The sequence below is a fragment of the Erysipelothrix sp. strain 2 (EsS2-7-Brazil) genome, from assembly GCF_016617655.1.
Classification (GTDB): Bacteria; Bacillota_I; Bacilli_A; order Erysipelotrichales; family Erysipelotrichaceae; genus Erysipelothrix; species Erysipelothrix piscisicarius.
Map to the genome: position 1 here is coordinate 80,938 of NZ_SCFT01000001.1, position 20,532 is coordinate 101,469.

General features: G+C 36.8%; 21 protein-coding genes. 20 read left to right on the forward strand and 1 reads right to left on the reverse strand.

Annotation, left to right across the window (positions count from 1 at the left end; genetic code table 11):
- Positions 1 to 60: 60 nt before the first annotated feature.
- The 19 genes from EPJ90_RS00315 to EPJ90_RS00405 all read left to right on the forward strand — a co-directional run bounded on the left by EPJ90_RS00315 (position 61) and on the right by EPJ90_RS00405 (position 19,706).
- Entirely contained in the window at positions 61 to 480 is a 420-nt protein-coding gene (locus EPJ90_RS00315) for a YbaN family protein (protein WP_125164555.1), read from the forward strand.
- Positions 449 to 2,140 carry an ABC transporter ATP-binding protein/permease gene (locus EPJ90_RS00320; protein ID WP_161636501.1) on the forward strand — a complete coding sequence of 564 codons (1,692 nt, stop codon included), beginning with the start codon at positions 449 to 451 and terminating at the stop codon, positions 2,138 to 2,140. Before EPJ90_RS00315 ends, EPJ90_RS00320 begins: the two co-directional genes overlap by 32 nt.
- Positions 2,141 to 2,142: 2 nt before the next feature.
- On the forward strand, positions 2,143 to 3,783 hold the full coding sequence (locus EPJ90_RS00325; RefSeq protein WP_161636500.1) for an ABC transporter ATP-binding protein: 1,641 nt from the start codon (positions 2,143 to 2,145) through the stop codon (positions 3,781 to 3,783).
- 18 nt (positions 3,784 to 3,801) lie between these two features.
- On the forward strand, positions 3,802 to 4,284 hold the full coding sequence (locus tag EPJ90_RS00330) for a methylated-DNA--[protein]-cysteine S-methyltransferase (RefSeq protein WP_200542395.1): 483 nt from the start codon (positions 3,802 to 3,804) through the stop codon (positions 4,282 to 4,284).
- Positions 4,285 to 4,619: 335 nt separating this feature from the next.
- Positions 4,620 to 5,840, forward strand: a complete 1,221-nt coding sequence (arcA, locus tag EPJ90_RS00335) for an arginine deiminase (RefSeq protein WP_125164553.1) — start codon at positions 4,620 to 4,622, stop codon at positions 5,838 to 5,840.
- A 31-nt stretch (positions 5,841 to 5,871) separates the two neighbouring features.
- Positions 5,872 to 6,864 carry an ornithine carbamoyltransferase gene (argF, locus tag EPJ90_RS00340; RefSeq protein ID WP_125164552.1) on the forward strand — a complete coding sequence of 331 codons (993 nt, stop codon included), beginning with the start codon at positions 5,872 to 5,874 and terminating at the stop codon, positions 6,862 to 6,864.
- Positions 6,865 to 6,873: 9 nt separating this feature from the next.
- Positions 6,874 to 7,809: a carbamate kinase gene (gene arcC, locus EPJ90_RS00345; protein WP_200542396.1), complete on the forward strand. Its 936-nt coding sequence runs from the start codon at positions 6,874 to 6,876 to the stop codon at positions 7,807 to 7,809.
- 35 nt (positions 7,810 to 7,844) lie between these two features.
- Positions 7,845 to 9,245 (forward strand): YfcC family protein, encoded by a 1,401-nt coding sequence (locus EPJ90_RS00350; RefSeq protein WP_161636497.1) that lies wholly within the window; start codon positions 7,845 to 7,847, stop codon positions 9,243 to 9,245.
- Positions 9,246 to 9,578: 333 nt separating this feature from the next.
- Complete coding sequence (locus EPJ90_RS00355) at positions 9,579 to 10,871, forward strand: AraC family transcriptional regulator (protein ID WP_125164549.1); 1,293 nt, start codon at positions 9,579 to 9,581, stop codon at positions 10,869 to 10,871.
- 99 nt (positions 10,872 to 10,970) lie between these two features.
- The gene (locus tag EPJ90_RS00360) at positions 10,971 to 11,291 is read left to right on the forward strand and encodes an acriflavin resistance protein (RefSeq protein WP_161636496.1); all 321 of its coding nucleotides are present in this window, start codon (positions 10,971 to 10,973) and stop codon (positions 11,289 to 11,291) included.
- 88 nt (positions 11,292 to 11,379) lie between these two features.
- Entirely contained in the window at positions 11,380 to 12,348 is a 969-nt protein-coding gene (locus tag EPJ90_RS00365; protein ID WP_200542397.1) for a nucleoid-associated protein, read from the forward strand.
- 143 nt (positions 12,349 to 12,491) lie between these two features.
- Positions 12,492 to 13,346: a DegV family protein gene (locus EPJ90_RS00370; protein WP_125164547.1), complete on the forward strand. Its 855-nt coding sequence runs from the start codon at positions 12,492 to 12,494 to the stop codon at positions 13,344 to 13,346.
- A 120-nt stretch (positions 13,347 to 13,466) separates the two neighbouring features.
- Positions 13,467 to 14,366, forward strand: a complete 900-nt coding sequence (locus EPJ90_RS00375) for a diacylglycerol/lipid kinase family protein (protein WP_161636494.1) — start codon at positions 13,467 to 13,469, stop codon at positions 14,364 to 14,366.
- On the forward strand, positions 14,359 to 14,610 hold the full coding sequence (locus tag EPJ90_RS00380) for a penicillinase repressor (RefSeq protein WP_161636493.1): 252 nt from the start codon (positions 14,359 to 14,361) through the stop codon (positions 14,608 to 14,610). The genes EPJ90_RS00375 and EPJ90_RS00380 overlap by 8 nt, the downstream gene beginning before the upstream one ends.
- Before the next feature lie 36 nt (positions 14,611 to 14,646).
- The gene (locus EPJ90_RS00385) at positions 14,647 to 16,464 is read left to right on the forward strand and encodes a GHKL domain-containing protein (protein ID WP_200542398.1); all 1,818 of its coding nucleotides are present in this window, start codon (positions 14,647 to 14,649) and stop codon (positions 16,462 to 16,464) included.
- Between the two features lies 1 nt (position 16,465).
- On the forward strand, positions 16,466 to 17,194 hold the full coding sequence (locus EPJ90_RS00390; RefSeq protein ID WP_161636491.1) for a LytR/AlgR family response regulator transcription factor: 729 nt from the start codon (positions 16,466 to 16,468) through the stop codon (positions 17,192 to 17,194).
- Between the two features lie 107 nt (positions 17,195 to 17,301).
- Positions 17,302 to 17,997: an ABC transporter ATP-binding protein gene (locus EPJ90_RS00395; protein WP_161636490.1), complete on the forward strand. Its 696-nt coding sequence runs from the start codon at positions 17,302 to 17,304 to the stop codon at positions 17,995 to 17,997.
- Position 17,998: 1 nt separating this feature from the next.
- Positions 17,999 to 19,537, forward strand: coding sequence for a putative ABC exporter domain-containing protein (locus EPJ90_RS00400; protein WP_200542399.1), 1,539 nt, complete (start codon positions 17,999 to 18,001; stop codon positions 19,535 to 19,537).
- Between the two features lie 10 nt (positions 19,538 to 19,547).
- Positions 19,548 to 19,706, forward strand: coding sequence for a hypothetical protein (locus EPJ90_RS00405; RefSeq protein WP_200542400.1), 159 nt, complete (start codon positions 19,548 to 19,550; stop codon positions 19,704 to 19,706).
- 48 nt (positions 19,707 to 19,754) lie between these two features.
- Here the strand turns inward: EPJ90_RS00405 and EPJ90_RS00410 are convergent, their stop codons facing one another.
- Positions 19,755 to 19,946, reverse strand: coding sequence for a helix-turn-helix transcriptional regulator (locus EPJ90_RS00410; RefSeq protein ID WP_125164542.1), 192 nt, complete (start codon positions 19,944 to 19,946; stop codon positions 19,755 to 19,757).
- 183 nt (positions 19,947 to 20,129) lie between these two features.
- On the opposite strand from EPJ90_RS00410, the gene EPJ90_RS00415 reads away from it, so the two are divergent.
- Complete coding sequence (locus tag EPJ90_RS00415) at positions 20,130 to 20,459, forward strand: hypothetical protein (RefSeq protein ID WP_161636488.1); 330 nt, start codon at positions 20,130 to 20,132, stop codon at positions 20,457 to 20,459.
- Positions 20,460 to 20,532: the final 73 nt, after the last annotated feature.

The following is a 20,532-nucleotide window of genomic DNA, read 5'->3' on the forward strand; positions in this document are numbered from 1 at the left end:
AAATGATTTCACATGATTAATGCGTTGTTTATCGTTTATAATTTCTTGACGAGGTGGATTATGAGACGAACAGTTATGATGATTTTAGCAATTCTATTTTTAGGATTAGCCCTGTTGGGTGTATTGCTCCCAGTGCTACCCACAACGCCCTTTTTGTTATGTGCATCCATATGTGGTGCAAAGAGTTCTGACCGATTTCATCACTGGTTAACGCATACGTCGGTATATCAAAATCATTTGGATGATTTTGTCACGAAACATACGATGAAGCGAAAAACTAAAAAGAAAATTTTATGCTTGGCTACGATCATGATGGCGTGTGCTTTTTATTTTTCAAAGAATTTTTATGCACGCATCATAATCGGTTTGCTTATTCTGTTTAAATATTATTATTTTATCTTTAAAATTGCAGATGAAGATGACGTAACGATGCTGGAGGATTCAAAGTATGATCAATATTCAACTCATAAAGACTGTTGAGGAAGCAAAAAAACCAATTTTGGAAACAGTTTTTTATAAATGGGTCGCACTCATTACAAATATCGTATTAACGTATGTTTTTGTTAAGGTTTTAGGCGACCATTATATAGGCATGTCATTCCATGTTCCATTTTATTTTTGGATTGCCCTTGTTTTAAAGGGGATTGCAATTTTTAAAAGCTCGCGTGCAATGCAAAAGACAAGTTCATGTGTAAAAATTAAAATGCGATCGTTAATTTTTGGGAAGCTCTTTGAGCTTGGATCAGATTATCAATCGGTTTTAACGAGCAGTGAAATTACGCAAGTTTCGACAGAAGGGGTTGAACAACTCGAAAATTATTTTGCCCTTTATACACCCCAATTTATTTATAGTCTTCTTGCACCTTTAACACTCTTTGTGTTTTTGCTTCAGTATTCTTTTCGTGTAGCGTTTGTTCTTTTTATTTGTGTTCCGTTGATTCCTTTATCAATCATTGTAATTCAGAAGCTTGCCAAAAAATTATTAAATAAGTATTGGTCGAAATACACACGTTTAGGCGATCATTTTCTTGAGAACCTTCAAGGTCTGACAACCTTAAAAGTCTTTGATGCAGATCGTTTGCGTCAAGAACAAATGGATGAGGATGCCGAATCTTTTCGGAAAGTGACCATGCGGGTTTTGATTATGCAATTGAATTCTATATCCGTGATGGATTTGGTCGCCTATGGGGGAGCCATGTTGGCACTTGTCATTTCAGTTTTTGCTTATAAATCAGGGACTCTCTCCCTAACAGGAATGTTACTCTTTATTTTACTTTCATCGGAGTTTTTTATTCCAATGCGCCAGCTGGGTTCCTATTTCCATATCGCAATGAATGGAATGGCTGCAAGCGAGAAAATATTTAAATTACTTGCAACGGAGGCAGATTGTAAAAAGATCTTATCGGACTCATTCAGTGATCAAGGGTATGTTGTCGAAGACGTATCGTTTTCATATACAGATTCGCCCGTTTTATCAAAAATAAACTTTTATGCAGAGTCCCATGAATTTATTGGTATTGTTGGTGAAAGTGGCTCGGGGAAGAGCACGTTGGTCGCTTTGCTTATGGGACGCATTCTTCCGCAATCCGGACACCTCTATTTTGGTGGTCAAGAGATTAACTGCAGTCAACTTTATAAACATGTAACATATGTAAGTCATGACAGTATTATCTTTAAGGGGAGTGTCCGCGAAAATCTGATGATGGGCGGTTCTTATTCCGATGAGAGTCTTAAAGCATGTTTAAATCGTGTAAATCTTGAGTTATGTCTTGATCATGAAATTAAGGAACGCGGCTCTAATCTTTCTGGAGGACAAAAACAACGTTTGGCTCTTGCACGTGCTTTAGTTCACGATACCCCATTCTATATTTTTGATGAAGTAACGTCCAATATTGATGTTGAGAGTGAAATGATTATTCTTAATACCATTCAACAACTTCGTCATGACGGAAAAGGGATTATTATGATTTCTCACCGTTTGGCAAACTGTTTTGAATGTGATCGCATTTACGTACTTGATCAAGGTGAGATTGTTCAATGTGGTGATCACCATACCCTTATGGAAACGCCTGGGGTTTATCAAGAACTTGTTAAAGCACAACAAGATCTTGAAAACTATATTTTCTTGGAGGCATGTTAACGATGAAAAAGCGAACTGGATTAGGTATTATGAAAAGTCTTGTAGGGTTTGTAAAGCCACTCTATCTTCCGATGTTGGGCGCAATTACCCTTGGCGTACTAGGGCATTTCGCGGCCATCGGAATTCCTTATTTATCAGCACGTATTGTAGTCGAAATTATTGAAAGCAATTCATTTACTTTTTTACTCATCATTCTTATTTGCTGTGGCTTATTAAGAGGGGTATTTCGATATGGTGAACAAGCTTTAAATCACTTTATAGCTTTTAAACTGTTAGCCCATATCCGTCATCAAGTTTTTGAGAAATTAAGAGCCCTGGCCCCCGCAAAATTAGAGACAAAAGATCGCGGAAATTTAATTGCAATGATTACCAATGATGTAGAGTTATTAGAAGTGTTCTATGCCCATACGATTTCGCCCATTATTATTGCAGTGATAATTTCCGTTACAGTGGTTCTCACAATTGCTTTCCGAGCTGGAACCATAGCATTGATTTCTTTAAGTGCACTGCTTCTTGTAGGTGTTGTGATCCCAATTATGAGCAGTAAATTAGGAAATGAACTGGGACTTGAGATACGAAATGACTTAGGAGACTTAAACACACGGGTTTTGGATTCAATTCGTGGTATTGAAGAACTGGAACAATATCAAAATTCACAACGAACCATGGATTTACTCAAACAACGAACATATGATCTTAATGAAAAGCAAAATTCACTCAATCGATATCAAAGTCTGATGCGCGTGGTAGTTGATTTCATCATCATGCTGTCAGGATTTGCGATTCTTTATTATGGAAGACATCTGGATTTCAAAATTCTATTACTGATATTTACGTTGCATATGAGTTCGTTTGGCCCAGTCATTGCATTGTCAAATTTGAGTGGTGATTTGTATCATACATTAGCGAGCGGACAACGAATTCTTGACTTATTGGATGAAAAGCCCCAGGTTGACGCGGTTTCAGTTGGTGAAAAAGAACCCTTTAACGAAGCATCCATGCGGGATGTAACCTTTAAATATGACCAAGAAGTGATTTTGGATGGGATTTCGATGAACATCGGTAAAAATAAAATTATTGCACTTACTGGTGAAAGCGGTGCGGGTAAATCCACCATTTTGAAACTGTTTATGCGTTTTTGGGATGTGAACGAGGGCAGTGTTCACATTAATGATCTTAATATTAAGGAAATTGAAACCCAACATCTAAGAAGTATTGAAAGTATGATGAGCCAAGATACGGATATATTTAAAGATACAATTAAGAATAATATTGCTTTGGTTAGACCAAATGCAACCGAGGATGAAATTTATAAGGCAGCAAAACAAGCCTCAGTTCATGATTTTATCATGACCCTTCCTTCAGGGTATGATACGATGATGGAAGAACTTGGAAGTAACTTATCATCTGGAGAACGTCAACGTATTGGATTAGCACGCGTCTTTTTACATGGAGGCGATTTTATCCTTTTAGATGAACCCACAAGCAATTTAGATAGCCTTAATGAGGCTGTAATCTTAAAATCGATTGTAGCTTACAAACAAGACAAAACCATTCTCATTGTATCCCATCGAGCTTCAACTCTTAGAATTGCGGATGAGGTATGGAAACTTGAAAATGGAACATTAAGCCAGGTATCATAAACCGACGGAGGGATAACTATGATTGGTCGAATCTGTAATATTCAAGGACATGATTATCTTATTGTTGAACACCAAGACAACATTGTTTTTCTTAGTACTGCAGAGGATTTTGATTTTTTTAAACGAAAATTTAAAGTGGATCATTTAGAATTGGACATGCAGGCCTGTGAGGAGGTCGTAGAACAATTAAACGAATATCTATCAGGTGAGCGTACATGCTTTGATTTTCGCTACCAGTTGATTGGCACATCCTTCCAGTGTCAAGTGTGGGAAGGGCTTCAATCCATACCTTATGGATCCACGATCAGTTACGAGGCTCTGTCAGACATGTTGTTTACAACACGGAAGACGCGTGCTGTTGCTCGCGCGGTCTCTCAAAATCCACTACTTCTTTGTGTACCTTGTCATCGGGTTATTGGGAAAAATGGGGCACTAACAGGATTTCGAGGCGGACTCACTTTAAAACAGACCCTTCTAAAACTTGAAAAGGACATCGATTAAGAAATAATCGGAAATTTACGCCTTTGAATGTGTTCTTTACATGATTATAAAAAAGTCGAGAAGATTTCATTTATGATAAAAACCCACTTTTAAGTGGGTTTTTATATGTTTAAATGGAACTAATCAAAAAAATCACATGAAATTCCGCAAATGCTAAGAATACAATTTGAAATGGGTTAATTGTCCTACACGCAATCAAAAAAGCGCTTACAATGTAAATGTAAACATAGAAGGTCGCACAACCCATGGGAATTAGACACTCTATGTTCGGTTGATGAAAGTGTTCCTGATCAGTTCACTTTCAAAACCTAGAAAAAAAGAAAAGAGGAAACGTAATGAGCGCAATTAGAGTTACAAGCGAAATTGGAACGCTTAAAAAAGTTTTATTACATAGACCTGGTAGGGAGCTTTTAAACCTTACTCCCGATACACTAGAACGTCTTCTATTCGATGACATTCCTTACCTTAAGGATGCACAAGATGAGCATGACAAGTTTGCTCAAGCACTTCGTGATAACGATATTGAAGTTGTTTACCTTGAAGATTTAATGGCAGAAGTAATTAAAGATTCAAATCTACGTAAACAATTCTTAGATCAATTCATTGAAGAAGGCGGCATCAAAACCAAACGTGAACACGACATGGTTTACAATTTCTTAGATTCAATTAAAGATGAAAAAGAACTTGTATTAAAAACAATGGAAGGTGTTCGCACACATGAACTTGATCATTCAGGTAAAAAGTCATTAGTTGAAATGGCTGGAGAGGTTCAAGATTTAATCTTAGATCCACTTCCAAACCTTTACTTTACACGTGACCCATTTGCATCAATTGGTGATGGTGTAAGCTTGAATCGTATGTATTCTGTAACACGTAATCGTGAAACAATCTATGCAGACTACATCTTCAAATATCATCCAGAATACAAAGGAAATGTTCCTTACTATTATGATCGTACAGCAGATTTCCACATTGAGGGTGGCGATATCCTAAACATCAACGCTAAAACATTAGCGATTGGGATTTCACAACGTACACAAGCTCAAGCAATTGAAGACATCGCACATAATATCTTCAATGTTGAGGGCACAGAAATTGAAACAATTCTTGCAATTGATATTCCAAGCAGTCGTGCATTTATGCACTTGGATACAGTGTTTACACAAGTTGACTATGATAAATTTACAATTCACCCAGGTATCCTTGGACCACTTCAAGTATTTGAGATTACTAAAGGTACAAATGGTGATGTGAATATTGTTAAGATTGATACCGATCTGGAATCCATCTTATCAAAACATGTTGGACGTCCTGTAACATTAATTAAATGTGGTGGGGAAGACATGATGGCTTCAGAACGTGAACAATGGAATGATGGTTCCAATACATTAACAATCGCACCAGGTGTTGTTGTTGTGTATGACCGTAACGAAATTAGTAACGAGTTATTAAAATCACATGGACTCAAATTAATCGAGTTGCGTGGTGCCGAACTTGTTCGTGGTCGTGGAGGCCCTCGTTGCATGAGTATGCCATTAGTTCGTGAAGATATTTAATAAAAAATAATATAAAGGAGATTAAGATCACATGGGAGTAAATTTAAGCGGAAGAAGCTTCTTAAAGCTTTTGGATTTCACATCAGAAGAAATTAGATATTTAGTAGACTTATCAAAAGAGTTTAAAAATTTAAAACTTACAGGAACACCACACCGTTACCTCGAAGGAAAAAACATCGTATTACTTTTTGAAAAAACGTCAACACGTACACGTTGTTCATTTGAAGTAGCAGGTATGGACTTGGGTATGGGTGTTACATACTTAGATCCAGGTAGTTCCCAAATGGGTAAAAAAGAAAGCATTCCTGATACAGCACGCGTACTTGGTCGCATGTATGATGGAATCGAATATCGTGGTTATGCACAAGAAATTGTTCAAGCATTAGCTGATGATGCAGGCGTTCCAGTATGGAATGGTTTAACTACAGAATTCCACCCAACGCAAATGATCGCAGACTTACTTACAATTGAAGAAAACTTCGGTTATCTCAAAGGTCTAAACTTTGTATTTATGGGGGATGCTCAAAATAACGTTGCAAACTCACTTATGGTAGCATGTGCAAAAATGGGTCTTAACTTTACAGCTTGTGGACCAAAAGCACAAATGCCACACGCAGAATTAGTTAAAGAATGCCGTGCAATCGCAAAAGAAAACGGATGTACTGTAACATTAACTGAAGATGTTAAAAAAGCAACAACAGGTGCTCATGTCATTTACACTGATATTTGGGTATCAATGGGTGAACCTGATAGTGTTTGGGAAGAACGTATTAAACTCTTAAGTCCATATCAAGTAAATAGTGATGTTATGGCAAATGCAGTTGATGATGCAATCTTCTTACACTGCTTACCTTCATTCCACGATCTTAAGACTACAATTGGACAAGAAATCCATGAAAAATATGGTTTAAAAGAAATGGAAGTAACAAACGAAGTATTTGAATCAAAACAATCAAAAGTCTTCAATGAAGCAGAAAACAGAATGCATACGATCAAAGCTGTGATGTATGCAACACTTAAGTAGGCGATTTCTATGGGAAAACGTATTGTAATCGCTCTTGGTGGTAATGCACTCGGTAATAATGCTGAAGAGCAAATCGAGCTCGTTAAACAAACAGCACAAACAATCGTTGATATGGCTGAAGAAGGCTATGAAGTGATCGTGGGTCACGGTAATGGTCCTCAAGTAGGTATGATTAATTTGGCAATGGAGTTCGCTGCAAATAATGGCGGTGGAACTCCAGCCATGCCTTTTCCAGAATGTGGGGCGATGAGTCAAGGCTACATTGGATATCATCTACAACAAGCTATTCAAAACGAATTGCGTAAACGTAAAATAGATAAACACTGTGCAAGTGTTGTGACTCAAATGATTGTGGATGAAAACGACCCAGCATTTGAAAAACCAACGAAACCTGTAGGACTCTTCTATACTGAAGAAGAATCTGTGAAACTTGCAGCAGAAAAGGGATACAGTTTTATGGAGGATGCAGGACGTGGGTATCGTCGTGTCGTCGCTTCACCATTACCAAAAGAAATCGTTGAAATTGATCTTATTAAGCAATTAACAGGTCAAGGCGATATTGTCATTACAGTCGGTGGTGGCGGTATTCCTGTTATAGAAACAGCTGAAGGTTATAAAGGGGTTGCAGCTGTTATTGATAAAGATCGTTCTTGCTCAAAGCTTGCTCTTGACCTAAATGCCGATATGCTTATTATTTTAACGGCAGTGGATCGTGTTTGCATTCACTACAACACACCACAACAAGAAGAACTTGCAACGATGAATGTTGCAGAAGCAAAACAATACATCAAGGAAGGCCATTTTGCTCCTGGAAGTATGTTGCCTAAGATTGAAGCGTGTTTGGATTTTGTTGAACATGCATCAGAGGGTCAAGCTCTTGTTACATCACTTGTGAGAGCAAAAGATGCACTTGCAGGCGTTACCGGAACGATCATCGAAAAATAGTCAATCTATATAGATGACATACGGAGGAGAAAAATATGGCAAAAGAAAAGAAATCTAGAAAAATGCTTTCATCGTTTTCAATTCTTTTCATCATTCTGTTTGTTTTAGCTCTTGTAACAGTCTTAATTCCTGATGTAACAAGTGCTACATTATCAACAGTCATGATGGCTCCAGTTAAAGGTTTTGCAGATGCGATTGATGTCTGTGTGTTTGTTATGATTCTAGGGGGATTTTTGGGACTTGTAACAAAAACTGGTGCATTGGATGCGGGGATTGCTGCTTTAGTTAAAAAACTTAAAGGTAATGAACTTGTAATTATTCCAGTATTAATGACACTCTTCTCAATCTGTGGCTCTACCTACGGAATGCTTGAAGAAACTGTGCCATTCTATGCACTGCTTACTGCAACCATGGTTGCAGCAGGGTTTGACGCTGTTGTTGGTTCTGCAGTTGTCTTGCTTGGTGCGGGTGCTGGGGTACTTGGATCGACAATTAACCCATTTGCAGTTGGTGCAGCTCTGGATGCCATTCCTAAAGACATTCCAGTAAATAATGGACTTGTTATGTTAATTGGTCTTGTATTATGGATTTCCGCACTCTTAATCTCAATTTACTTTGTAATGAGTTATGCGAAAAAAGTTAAACAAGATAAAGGATCTACCATCCTTTCACTTCAAGAACAACAAGAAATTGATAAACATTATGGACATGCAGAAGGTGCAACCGCTGTTGAATTAACCGGAACACACAAAACAGTTCTTATTTTGTTTGGTATTACATTCTTAGTAATGATTCTTTCCTTTATTCCATGGGGATCCTTTGGAATTACATTCTTTGATAGCTGGACTGCTTGGTTAACAGGAATTCCATTTGGAGAATGGTATTTCCAAGAAGCAACAACATGGTTCCTGCTCATGGGTATCATTATTGGTATTGTTGGTAAACTTAACGAGAAAGAAATCGTCGATACATTCATGGATGGCGCTGCCGATATGATGAGTGTTGTTCTCGTTATTGCATTAGCACGTGGTGCTTCAGTTCTTATGACTGAAACAGGACTAGATGTTTACATCTTAACCAATGCTGCAAACGCACTAAAAGGGGTGTCTGGAATCATCTTTGCACCGCTTGCATACTTACTCTATCTCGTACTAACCTTCCTTATTCCTTCCTCATCAGGACTTGCAACTGTGTCGATGCCAATTATGGCTCCACTTGCATCTGAATTAGGTTTTAGTCCTGAAGTTATGGTAATGATCTTTGTAGCGGGTAGTGGTCTTGTCAACCTCTTTACTCCAACATGTGGAGCTATCATGGGTGGTCTTGCAATCGCCAAAGTTGAATACTCTACATGGATTAAATTCTCGAAGAAAATTATCCTAATAATTGCGATCGTAAGTGTTATTATCCTAACCGGAGCGATGCTTATAATTTAAACTATAATAAAAAAATGAATCAAGGAATGGATGTTGCCTTCCATTCCTTTTTCTTTTAGCAAGATATTAACAATCTTCCAGAACATGACAATGCTTATTTACGATTATCGATATGTATCTTGGTGAGATTGATTTCGATATATTGGTGTTTCAAGGGGTTTTAAGTTTATTTAACGTGTAAGATGCCAATCCTTGCACGTTTTATTTTCGTCGTAAAACATGATTAAGATTAAATAATTTATGCTGTAAGAGGGCAATCTAGGTACTGTAAAAAAGTGTTTTTTTAGTGTACAATAAGAGTGTAATCAAGAAGTGTGAAAGGGGGTATATTTCATGGACTTTGTAACTGAAATACAAGGTAAAAACTGCTCTCGATATGATAAGCGAAAGCTATGCAGTTTTGACATGGAATTTATTGACTTACCAACCTATCCGATCATTCATCAGGCGTCTCGCTTTCTCTTTATCAAAAAAGGTGAGGGAACGATTTTGATTGACGGTATAAGTTATCCTATTAGAGAAAATTCTCTTATCGCAATTCTTCCTTGGGAAATTACAGAAATTGAGAGCGTGGCCAGGCCCCTCCAATTTGTGCGCATAATCTATAATATCGATTACATTTCTCAAGCGATGAAGTGTGGAGCGAATCCAAGTAATGATATGATTGCTGTGACAGGACCCTTAGAAAAAAATCACGTGATTCAATGTACTGCCAAAGAGGCAGACGTTATTTTAAAGGTTTTAGATGAAATTCGTGATGAAGTCGGCGTTGAATCAAACCTCGACATTCCTGAAGAACAAAGTTTATCGAAACTTTACGTCACTAATAAATTGATCGAACTTGTCATTCATTTCCAACGATTTGCGAATAAGAAGGAATGTAAGATGAAGTCAAATCAAGAAATTGAACTTGATCATCGTTATAAAATTTTCAAATATTTATACTCGCATTTGAGTGAAAAATTAACACTTTCGAAACTATCAGGCTTTTTCTATATGAGTGAGTCTGCCATCAGTAAGTACATTTATGATGTAACAGGGTTGTCTTTTACTGCGTTACTTAATGAGATGCGTATTGTGAAATCCTTAGACTTACTTATTTATACAGGGATGTCACTGAGTGAGATTGCGGAATTGACGGGATTTGCAGATGCATCACATTTATCAAAAGTATATAATGAACGTATTGGAACCACACCGAATGAATATCGTAAGATTTATCGAAATATTCATCAAGTGATTAATGATAAGGAATTAAGTCTTTCTTATCAAGTTTTAAATTACATGTATAACAACTACAAAGAAAACTTAAAAATTCAAGAAGTAGCGGATAAGTTCAACATACCACTTGTTGAGTTAAATTTGATTCTGCTTTTCCAAGTTGAAATGAACTTTGAAGACTTCTTGAATTATCTTAGGATCAATAAGTCGTGTGAGCTCCTCTTATCAACCGATTTGGCGATTGTCGACATCGGCATCGCTGTAGGTTATAACAACAGTAAAACATTTCATCGAAACTTTGTAAAACAAAAAAACATGACACCAGGCATCTTCCGTAAGTCGGTAACCATGCCAAGTGGTAATGTAGAAGATCCGGTAGAATTAATTCGTGCAACCATTTCCTAAAAAGACGATCCAAGAATCGTCTTTTTTTCTTTTCTGCAAATATCATTGAACAATGTGAACTTATTGTGATAAATTATAAGGGAAGAAATGAGGCATTGGATGTTTAAACCAACAATAATAGCAGTATCGTTATCCGTGTCAATTCTCGCTTTTGGTTCAATTCCCGCTAAAGAAGATGAAAAGCGGCCTCAAATTCGGGTGAATTCAATTGAACGTCCTGCAATCAATGTAGATGGGTCCCATCAAGATAAATATGTTGAATTGCTGCAAAGTTCTGAGCATAAGGCACCCATTTTGAGTGAGGAATTTATCCAAGCGCGCGTTGAACCTTGGACGTACATTGTTCTATATACAAGTGTTCTTGTGGTTGTGGCTATTGGATCAATTTGTTATATTAAGCAAAAACAAGAACGTATCTAAGTTAGGGATGACACATTATTTACTTAAAACAACATGATTTCCATGTTGTTTTTTGTTATATTAGTTAGGTATCATCGTGGAGGTAATTATGAATATTGATAAAGGTGTAATTCATTCATTAGATCGAGATTTACAATCAATGATTCTATCAGAAAAACCCTTAAATTTTAATACATCAAAAGATGTGGAGCCTTTTATTGCGAAACTCGCGAAAGCATTTCAAACAAGCCCAACAGCTTCAAAAGCAAAACTAAACCCAGGAAGTCCTTTTTTAAGTCTTATTGGTACGCCAATTAATTTTATGGAAGAAACTCAAAAACTTGCAAAACGTTGGTTTGACCATCATATTGCAGCGATGACGGTTGAGAGTACAAATCTCTTGTTTGCTATGGTTGATATGGGTGATTTTGTTTCACTTGCAATGTTTGAAGTGTTAAGCAAAAACGGTTATATCAAAATTACGCAAAATGAGCACGGATTAGAAAATGCTTTAGTGCATAATCAAGCGATTCTTCCGGAAACGTTTGCGAGTGTCAAAAATGCATTTATGGTTAACCTCACAACTGGGGAAACTTTGGTTAAATTTCAAGATATTCGTTATCGAGAACTTCTGGAATCACTTTTAGATTGTGAGATTATTGCGAATTCTAAGACGAGTTTTCAAGTTGTGGATACACTTGTAAGTACCATCTCAGAAGTTCGAGACGATTCTCATTTTGAAAATATCGTTAAAGCGAAGCAAGTGATTACCGATAATGTTGATTTTTTTGATGAAATAGAGCCTAAACAAATTTTAAAAGAAGTATTTGACACCTTTTCAGAGGAAGAGGAACGTTTAATCGATGAGACGTTTGAGCACGAACATGTTCACGATATGATCAATTTAAAAATGGTTAATCGTACACAGGCAGCAAAGAAACATCGTATTGTTACGGAGTCGGGGATTGAGATTATTTTACCCCTCGATATTTTAGATATCAGTGACATTGTTAATATCTCTACAGATATTAACGGGAAGGTGTCGATTGAGCTTAAAGATATTGGGAAAATTCTGTAGAACAATTTATCCTCTATAGCCTATTTTAAAAAGGTATTTGACGAGGGAATTGAGTGAAATTTCAGATAATTTCGTTTTCTCTTAAATATACTTTGACACGGTGCATGCACTTCGATATACTCTATCTATAACGGAGGGGCATTATGAAAAAAATAGCCATAATATGTGATTCATCAGTGTCATTTACGCAAGCTGAAATTGAAGCATTTGACGTATATATTGCACCATTGACCATTATCCATAATAACACTGTATACATTGATCAAGTTACTATCACGGAACAAGAAGTAAATGATTTATTACGAAATCATGAAGTCGTAAAAACGTCTCAACCCAACCTTGGAACGATTTATGAACTGTTTGAAAACGTAATGGGCAAAGATTATGATCATATTTTTGCTTTAAGCATTGGAACGGCTTTATCCGGGACCTATAGTTCGATGGAAATGGTGAAACAAGATTTAAAGATTACAAATATGACTGTTATCAATACGTATTCCATCACGGGTCCGGTTCAACAAGCGGTGCGTGCGATTCGTAAGATGAATGAAGAAAATTACACGGTTGAACAAATTGAAGTTTACCTGGATCATTTCTTCTCAAACCAAGTGTCCTACATCTATCCTCAGTCGCTTGATCAAGTGATTGCAAGCGGTCGGGTTTCTAAAACGGCTGCGAAAGTTGCGAGTTTACTCAAAATTAAGCCGGTTTTGTATTTGGAAAATAAAGGTCAATCCATTGAAAAACTGGGTGTTGCCCGCTCGGAACGTAGAATTTTTTCCTTATTGGTCAATGATTTGATTCACCATGAAGTGAAACCGGATACGCATGATATCTATCTGCTCCACAGTGAAGGGTTAGATACTTTAAAACGGTTCCAAGATTTCCTCACAGAATCACTAGGTCCGTTCACAGTTAGAATTGTGAATCTACCCGCCGCAGTCGCAACCCATGCAGGTATTGGTACTTTAGCGCTTCAATGGTGCTATAAAATATAACAAACAATCTAAAAACCATTCGCGAAAACGCCAATGGTTTTTTTTATCCTAAGGATTGTAGTTTGAATATGCGAAGCGATGACATCCTGTGGTATAATATTTACAAATCGAGGTGATGGTATGTATTTGTTTATTTATAATCCAAAAGCGGGCGTCTCGCAACGTAATGAACTGAATGAGTTCATCCACTGTCTAAATCAAAGTAAAATTCGGTTTGATTTATTTCTGACGGATCTTAATTATGGTCCAGTAGAGATTATGGATGAAGTGGAGCACACGTATGAAGGTTATATTATTGCGGGTGGTGATGGAACGGTTAGTCAGATGGTTCAGGGATTATATAATCACAAGATCCAAAAACCTCTCATTATTCTACCTATTGGAACGGCAAATGAGATTTCCAAGAATTTAGGGAATGTTGCACATATTACAGATATACTCAGTAACCTTGAAAATTTAACGGAACGTCCAGTTGATTTGGGTGTGTTAAATGAAACGGATTGTTTTACGTTTGCCCTCACATTTGGGAATTTTACGGAGGTTACTTATAAAACACCTCAAAACCTTAAAAATTGGCTAGGTTACCGTGCATATTTGATTTATGGTTTTCTCACGTTTCGTCGCATTCATGCATATGGTTTAAAGGTTCGAATTGATGATACCTTGTTTTCGGGGAGTTTTGTTTTTGGCGGGATTACAAATTCCAAGTCGGTTGGCGGCATTTTCCACTATGATGAAAATGATATTGAACTTTCAGATGGTTTGTTTGAGGTAATGTTAATTCGTAAACCCAAAAATGTTTCGCAAATTCGACAAATACTTAAAGGCATGATGAGTCGTGAATACGATAATGAAATGTTCATTATTCGTCAGTGTCGTGAAGTTGAAATTGAATCGGATACCATGATGTCGATGAATATCGATGGTGAGTTCGCGGGTGATATGTCATCGTTTAAGGCAACCAACCATAAGGAAATCTTAACGTTAATGGATTATAAAGGGGTGAAATCTGATGATTAGTCAATTAGAACAATTTCGCTTGGATAAGCTTGCGGAAGCCATTGAAATTCAATCAGTTTTAAGTCCTAAACAAGCAAAGGTTTTGGCTTTAGAATTGTATCAAGAAATCGATTGGGATGATGTGCATGTCCGTTCCAAGAGTTTTCAACGCCTTGTAACACCGTTACTTCATGAACGAAATGTTATGCGCTCACAGCATGAGCGTACGTGTTCAATCAAGCGTGGTTTTAAATTTAAGCGCTAATCGCATATTCATTCAGATCACTTACCAGGAGGAATCATGACATATTTTTTAATGATTACAGTCATTGCGATTTTAATATCGTTTTTTTATGGAATTTCTTGGTTTTTTTTGAATCGTGAAATGATTGCACTACATCATCGTAAACAAACATTTTTCAAATTCATAACATTATTTATTCTAATCCAAGTACTTAATAATTACATTTTAGAATTTACACCGGGGTTGGTAGCCAATCTCTTGAATCGTAATCTCATGTATTTAGTTGAAGGTCCTGTTTTTGCCATTCAAGCCCTTGTTTTATCTATAATTCTAACTCGAGATGCCCATATCACATACCTCCATGCTTTGTCTTCCAGTTTATTCAGTTACTTTATTACGGGGAGTCTTTTTACGGTTGTGACTACGATGTTGTATCAAATTCTATCACCTTATCCTCAATTCATTTCGTGGACAATCTTGGGGGGATACATTCTCACTGCCTGTGTTGCATATTTAGTTTCAATACTTTTTCGAATTTCAAATTTTAGTGATTATTTTTCAAAACTGTTTACCTCACGGCGAAAGTCGCTTTTGGTGACATTTATCTTTTGGTGCATTAAAGATATTTTCCGGATCATTTATGTCTACGGTAGCAAGAGTTACAGTAATACGTCCTTTATTCTTGGAGTGATCGTGGTGTTTGAAGTCATCTTGATTATTTTGGTGATTTCAGTATTAGAACATCAACGATTGATTCTCCATACACAGCGGGTTCACTACCTCCAACAAGTTCAACAGGCACAATCTTTGGAACGATTAACTCAGGAAGTACGTATGTTGAGACATGATTTTAAAAATTTGTTTTCAAGTATTTATCTGGCTTTTGATGAAGGGGATGAATCGGTACAACGCATTCTTGATCAAACAGAACGTTACATGGACTATATTGATCATCCTGAACCCATTCAAGTTACTCAGACGCCAAACGATACTGGTTTTGTTGAGGTAATTTTGAATACGTTGTATGAACTTCGTTATGGGTTTGGAATTTCAATGATTTTGGTGCTTGGTGGGATTGTCTTGCTTGAAGTGAATGGCAAAAACTTAGAAATTTATCAGTATCTTGAAAGTAATCGTGTTCATCTCATCTTAATCCTGTCTTGTCTTGCGATTGGAAGTGTGGTCTTTCTCTCGTTTGAATCTGTATCCAAGCGTATTGATGCGACCAATGCTTATATTGCGGAGCAAAATTACTATCTTCATTCACTTTTTAAGCTTCAAGAAGGGGTCCGACAGAGTCAAAAAATCTATCGTGATACCTTTAATCAACTTGCCCATCAAATTGAAGCCAGTGGGCTTAATGGAGGACGTGAGTATTTAAGAACCAATACATTAGCCCTCGATCATCAGCTTGAGAAGGAAGTTAAACAAACGGCACAACTTGCCAACATCGAAATCATGGAAATTAAAAGTTTGCTTTTGGGTAAGTTTATTGAAATGCAAGCGAAGGGGATTGACTATGTGTTTGAATGCATGAATCCCATTAAAACCATTTCAATGCATTCCAACGATTTTATTCGTGCGCTTGGCATTCTCATCGATAATGCAATTGAGGCTGTAGAAGGGTATCCGACTGGATATATTAACGTGCTCCTCTACCAAGAAGATACTTACCTTAAAGTCATCATTGAAAATACGATTCATGAACCTATTGCAATTAATAAAATCTTTAATTCTGACTACAGTTCGAAAGGCAGCGGACGCGGTCTGGGGCTACAAAGTTACCGTAGTATTTTAAATAAATATCGAAATGCAGTGGGACATACATCCTGCACACATCAAAAATTTAAACAAGAACTAAGAGTGGAGGCTTAACATGATACCTGTATATATCGTAGAAGATGAGACAAGGATTCGAAATCATATCAAAGATGTTATTGAGAAACATATTCTTATTGAGAATTATGACATGAAAGTACTTTGCGCAACTGACAATCCCGAAACCATTTTGGAAATAGGTGCAGCTGAGAATGTACGCGGTCTCTATTTTCTTGATGTTGATTTAGGACCGGATGCAATGAATGGGTTCGAGCTCGCAAAAGTGATTCGAGAGCGTGATCCGCGTGGGTATCTCGTTTTTATCACAACACATGATGAATTGTTATTAGAAACCTTTAAGATGCGTTTGGAAGCTATGGATTATATTCTTAAAGATGATATGAGTCAAGTGGATATTCGCATTCGCCATTGTATCGATGAAACCATTAACCGTGTCATTAAAGAGCAAATGGAAATAGGGGAGTATTATACGATCAAAATTTTTGATGATCTTTATCATATTCCAGTAAGTGAGATTCTCTATTTTGAAACATCACAAGAAAAACACCGCATTATTATTCATGCGGATCGCGATTTATTGGATTTTGTTGGGAATTTATCAAAAATTGATCTTGATTTGGGGAAGACGTTTGTACGTGTACATCGATCCTATGTTGTGAATGAAAAACGCATAAAACGGGTTGATCGCGGTAATTCTGAAATTGAATTGGACAACGGAGAAATCATTCCGATGTCACGAAAAGGACGGAAGACACTTGAAGGCTAAGGCCTTCTTTTTTGTCGTTTAGCCAAGAAATAGGGTCATTTAGGTCGTTTAAAACGTAAATTCAATTGTACATGATACCATTTAATTACCACTAAAGGAGATTGAGTATGATTCATGTAAAGAATATGACAAAGAAATACGGCACCAAAGTAGCGGCCAATAATGTTTCATTAATTGCGAATCCAGGGGAGATTACCGTATTACTTGGGGAAAATGGAGCCGGAAAATCCACTACAATTAAGTCCATCATTGGATTATTAGACTATGATGGCGAAATTTCAATTTGCGGTTATGATAATCGCAGTGTCGAAGCTAAAAAGCGTTTTGGGTACATTCCTGAAGTTCCTGTTTTGTATGATTTGCTTACAGTTCAAGAACACATTGATTTTATCGGTCATGCTTATGATGTCAAAGATTATGAACATAATGCGACGGAATATTTGAATTTATTTAGACTTGATGATAAGCGCGATACCATTGCGAAAGAATTATCAAAGGGGATGCGTCAAAAACTTTCAATGATTCTTGCTTTAATTACAGAACCTAAAGCAATTCTCGTTGATGAGCCTATGATGGGACTCGATCCGCAAAGTATTGAGGATACCCTTAAACTCCTTACAAGTCTTAAAAATAAAGGGACAAGTGTCCTTCTAAGCACACATGTTATCGATATTGTAAGTGATGTATGGGACCGTGCTTATATTATGAAAAACGGTCATGTTATTTGTGAAGTATTACGTAAAGATATTCAAGATAGAAGTCTAAAAGAAATTTACTTTGAAGTCGGCAAGGATGGTCAATAATATGGTCATCTTGCTTAAATTATCTATACTCAAACGCTTTGCGAAAATAAGAAATATATTTAAGAAACCAACCTCGGCGCTGGTTACTTTAGGGGCAATTGTACTTTATGGTTCGATGCTGATTCCCATATTTCGACATGAAGGGAAAATGATCATGCCGCCAGAGTTGATGCAAGCCTATATAATGATTGTCTTAGGCATTAGTGCATTTTTTATGTTGTCGATGGTTTTATCCAAACATCAAAGTCTCTTCTTTTTAGAAGACTCCTATTTCATGTTTATTGGACCTTTTAATCGAAAGCAAATTTTAAGTCTACTACCCTTTGAAAATGTCTGGGGAAGTATGCTCTTAGCGATATTGGCATCATTTCTCTGTGCATTTCAGTTTAGTCTTCATTTTGTAATGCCGTTCAAACTTGTCCTCATTACTTTTTTCATGACGACACTGTTAATTAGTGCCTTTTCACTCATCATGGAATGGTTTTACTTAAAAGGAATTATCAATAAAACAAAGAGCAAAGGACCACGAATTCTTTTTGCAGGGTTCATTCTGAGTGCTTTGGTTATCTTTGGTTTGCAGTTTTACAAAAACGGTTTTGATTTCATGGGATCTCTAATGGCATTTGTAACCCAAGATGCATTCTTTTGGATTCCTTTATTCGGATGGGCAAAACTCGGACTTGTTGGATTTGTATCATCAAATCTAGGGCAATTAACCCTGGGATTTGGCCTTATGATTCTATTCCACATTCTGGCCGTCTATGTTTTTGCGAACACAAAGGGTGATTTTTTTGAACAGGCGATGCTCGATGCCGAGGATTTTTCAGAATTTTATGCCCGTGCAAAAGCAGGCAAACAAGAAATCGATACCGATAAAATAAAACATGTTGAGATTAAGTATGGTGCTGGTGCACGCGCAATCCATGACAAAAACGTCTTGTTATTAAAAAAACAACGACGGATGATTGGGCTGAAGGATGTTTTGCTCTATCTCATATATAGTGTCATGGGATTTGTGATGAAACTCCCGCTTCAAGGGTATGTTATGTTTATTATTATTGCACTCTTCAATCAGGCAAATGTAGATACGTTAAAGGATGATTTGAGTCAATACCATTTATATCTGATTCCGGATGCGCCGTTGCGTAAGCTTTTTAATACCGTTAAACTTCCATTCCTTAAATCGTTAGCCATCACGTTCTGCTTTACGCTGGTATCCGGTGTGCTTACACAGGCAGGTGTTGTGGATATTGTGGTTGCGTGTGTTTTTGTATCGAGTTATGTTGCCTTGATCAATGTTTCGTCAATTCTTACAATTCGTATTATGAAATCACGAAACAATCAAATTGTCGATATGTTGATTCGTATGATTCTTTGTTTGTTGCCTATTGGAGTCGTATTGACGATGTCAGGGCTTCTAGGCATTGATATTGAAGCCAATATCCTATCTCTAGGAATAACAGCCAGTCTAGTTGCTTATGCACTTGCAGGGGCTGGATTTGTGTGGGTGGCACCCATACTTAAAGGAACCGAATTTTAAGGAGGGTTTTATGAAACATGAAAAAAATGCACTTGCAACCTGGATTCCGATTGGAGTCGGTGTCGGCTTGGTTGTCGGACTTATCCTTGATAAATTAGTATTGGGCTTGGGTCTTGGATGCAGCGTTGGAGTTTGTGTTGGAAGCTACTTGGATTCGATCGACGATTAATCATAAAAAAACAGGCATAAGCCTGTAAACTAATTTGTGATTTGGGGACTACTCATCAATAAAAACATCTTGTAAGTCAGTCTTAAGTGCTTTCGCAATATTGAAAGCAAGTTGTAATGATGGCACATACTTGTTGTGCTCAACGGCTAAAATCGTTTGCCGGGTAACCCCGGTTTGATCTGCGAGTTCTTGTTGTGTCAATTTTAATGCTTTACGCTTTTCTTTAATTTTATTTTTCATTTCATCGTACCTTTCCGATATGATGAGTTAATCTTAGTATCCCCTTAACCTATGATTAGTTGGTTATAGTATAGCAAAAAGTTCTTTAAATGTGATTAAAAGCTTAAAAAAACATTGTATTTACTACTAATTGTTTTAATTAATGAGCAGATAAGTTATGATAAGAGAAAGAAGGTGATTATTATGGAACAAGTACTTGTAGGTTTAATTATTATTCTTGTTGTGCTGATTATCGGTTTAAGCATTGCTCGAATTCAAGAACGAACAACAGAATACGATGTATTTGAAGCGGAACGAAAATCAAGACCCTATACGGAAGCAGAAGTTCATCACCATAAACTAGAATTTGGGAGTAAAACAACACCCAATACGTCTACACGTGTCAGTGAGTATTCTGAAACGGAAATTCGGAATCTCGTACAATCTGGCAAAAAGATTCTAGCTACCAAAATGTTGATTGAGAAAACAGGAATGTCGCTTTCAGAGGCGAAACGTCATATTGATAAGTACTAAAAAAATCTAACTTCGGTTAGATTTTTTTATGTGATGTTCCACATAAATAGATTATGAACGTTGATTCATGTTA

Excerpts from the sequence above, each read along its gene's own strand:
- EPJ90_RS00350 (WP_161636497.1), top strand. The coding sequence starts at position 7,845 with ATGGCAAAAGAAAAGAAATCTAGAAAAATGCTTTCATCGTTTTCAATT.
- EPJ90_RS00355 (WP_125164549.1), top strand. The coding sequence starts at position 9,579 with ATGGACTTTGTAACTGAAATACAAGGTAAAAACTGCTCTCGATATGAT.
- EPJ90_RS00390 (WP_161636491.1), top strand. The coding sequence starts at position 16,466 with ATGATACCTGTATATATCGTAGAAGATGAGACAAGGATTCGAAATCAT.
- EPJ90_RS00370 (WP_125164547.1), top strand. The coding sequence starts at position 12,492 with ATGAAAAAAATAGCCATAATATGTGATTCATCAGTGTCATTTACGCAA.
- EPJ90_RS00405 (WP_200542400.1), top strand. The coding sequence starts at position 19,548 with ATGAAACATGAAAAAAATGCACTTGCAACCTGGATTCCGATTGGAGTC.
- EPJ90_RS00395 (WP_161636490.1), top strand. The coding sequence starts at position 17,302 with ATGATTCATGTAAAGAATATGACAAAGAAATACGGCACCAAAGTAGCG.
- EPJ90_RS00375 (WP_161636494.1), top strand. The coding sequence starts at position 13,467 with ATGTATTTGTTTATTTATAATCCAAAAGCGGGCGTCTCGCAACGTAAT.
- EPJ90_RS00380 (WP_161636493.1), top strand. The coding sequence starts at position 14,359 with ATGATTAGTCAATTAGAACAATTTCGCTTGGATAAGCTTGCGGAAGCC.
- EPJ90_RS00320 (WP_161636501.1), top strand. The coding sequence starts at position 449 with ATGATCAATATTCAACTCATAAAGACTGTTGAGGAAGCAAAAAAACCA.
- EPJ90_RS00410 (WP_125164542.1), bottom strand. The coding sequence starts at position 19,946 with ATGAAAAATAAAATTAAAGAAAAGCGTAAAGCATTAAAATTGACACAA.
- EPJ90_RS00330 (WP_200542395.1), top strand. The coding sequence starts at position 3,802 with ATGATTGGTCGAATCTGTAATATTCAAGGACATGATTATCTTATTGTT.
- EPJ90_RS00415 (WP_161636488.1), top strand. The coding sequence starts at position 20,130 with ATGGAACAAGTACTTGTAGGTTTAATTATTATTCTTGTTGTGCTGATT.
- EPJ90_RS00325 (WP_161636500.1), top strand. The coding sequence starts at position 2,143 with ATGAAAAAGCGAACTGGATTAGGTATTATGAAAAGTCTTGTAGGGTTT.
- EPJ90_RS00360 (WP_161636496.1), top strand. The coding sequence starts at position 10,971 with ATGTTTAAACCAACAATAATAGCAGTATCGTTATCCGTGTCAATTCTC.
- EPJ90_RS00385 (WP_200542398.1), top strand. The coding sequence starts at position 14,647 with ATGACATATTTTTTAATGATTACAGTCATTGCGATTTTAATATCGTTT.
- EPJ90_RS00315 (WP_125164555.1), top strand. The coding sequence starts at position 61 with ATGAGACGAACAGTTATGATGATTTTAGCAATTCTATTTTTAGGATTA.
- EPJ90_RS00365 (WP_200542397.1), top strand. The coding sequence starts at position 11,380 with ATGAATATTGATAAAGGTGTAATTCATTCATTAGATCGAGATTTACAA.
- argF (WP_125164552.1), top strand. The coding sequence starts at position 5,872 with ATGGGAGTAAATTTAAGCGGAAGAAGCTTCTTAAAGCTTTTGGATTTC.
- arcC (WP_200542396.1), top strand. The coding sequence starts at position 6,874 with ATGGGAAAACGTATTGTAATCGCTCTTGGTGGTAATGCACTCGGTAAT.
- arcA (WP_125164553.1), top strand. The coding sequence starts at position 4,620 with ATGAGCGCAATTAGAGTTACAAGCGAAATTGGAACGCTTAAAAAAGTT.
- EPJ90_RS00400 (WP_200542399.1), top strand. The coding sequence starts at position 17,999 with ATGGTCATCTTGCTTAAATTATCTATACTCAAACGCTTTGCGAAAATA.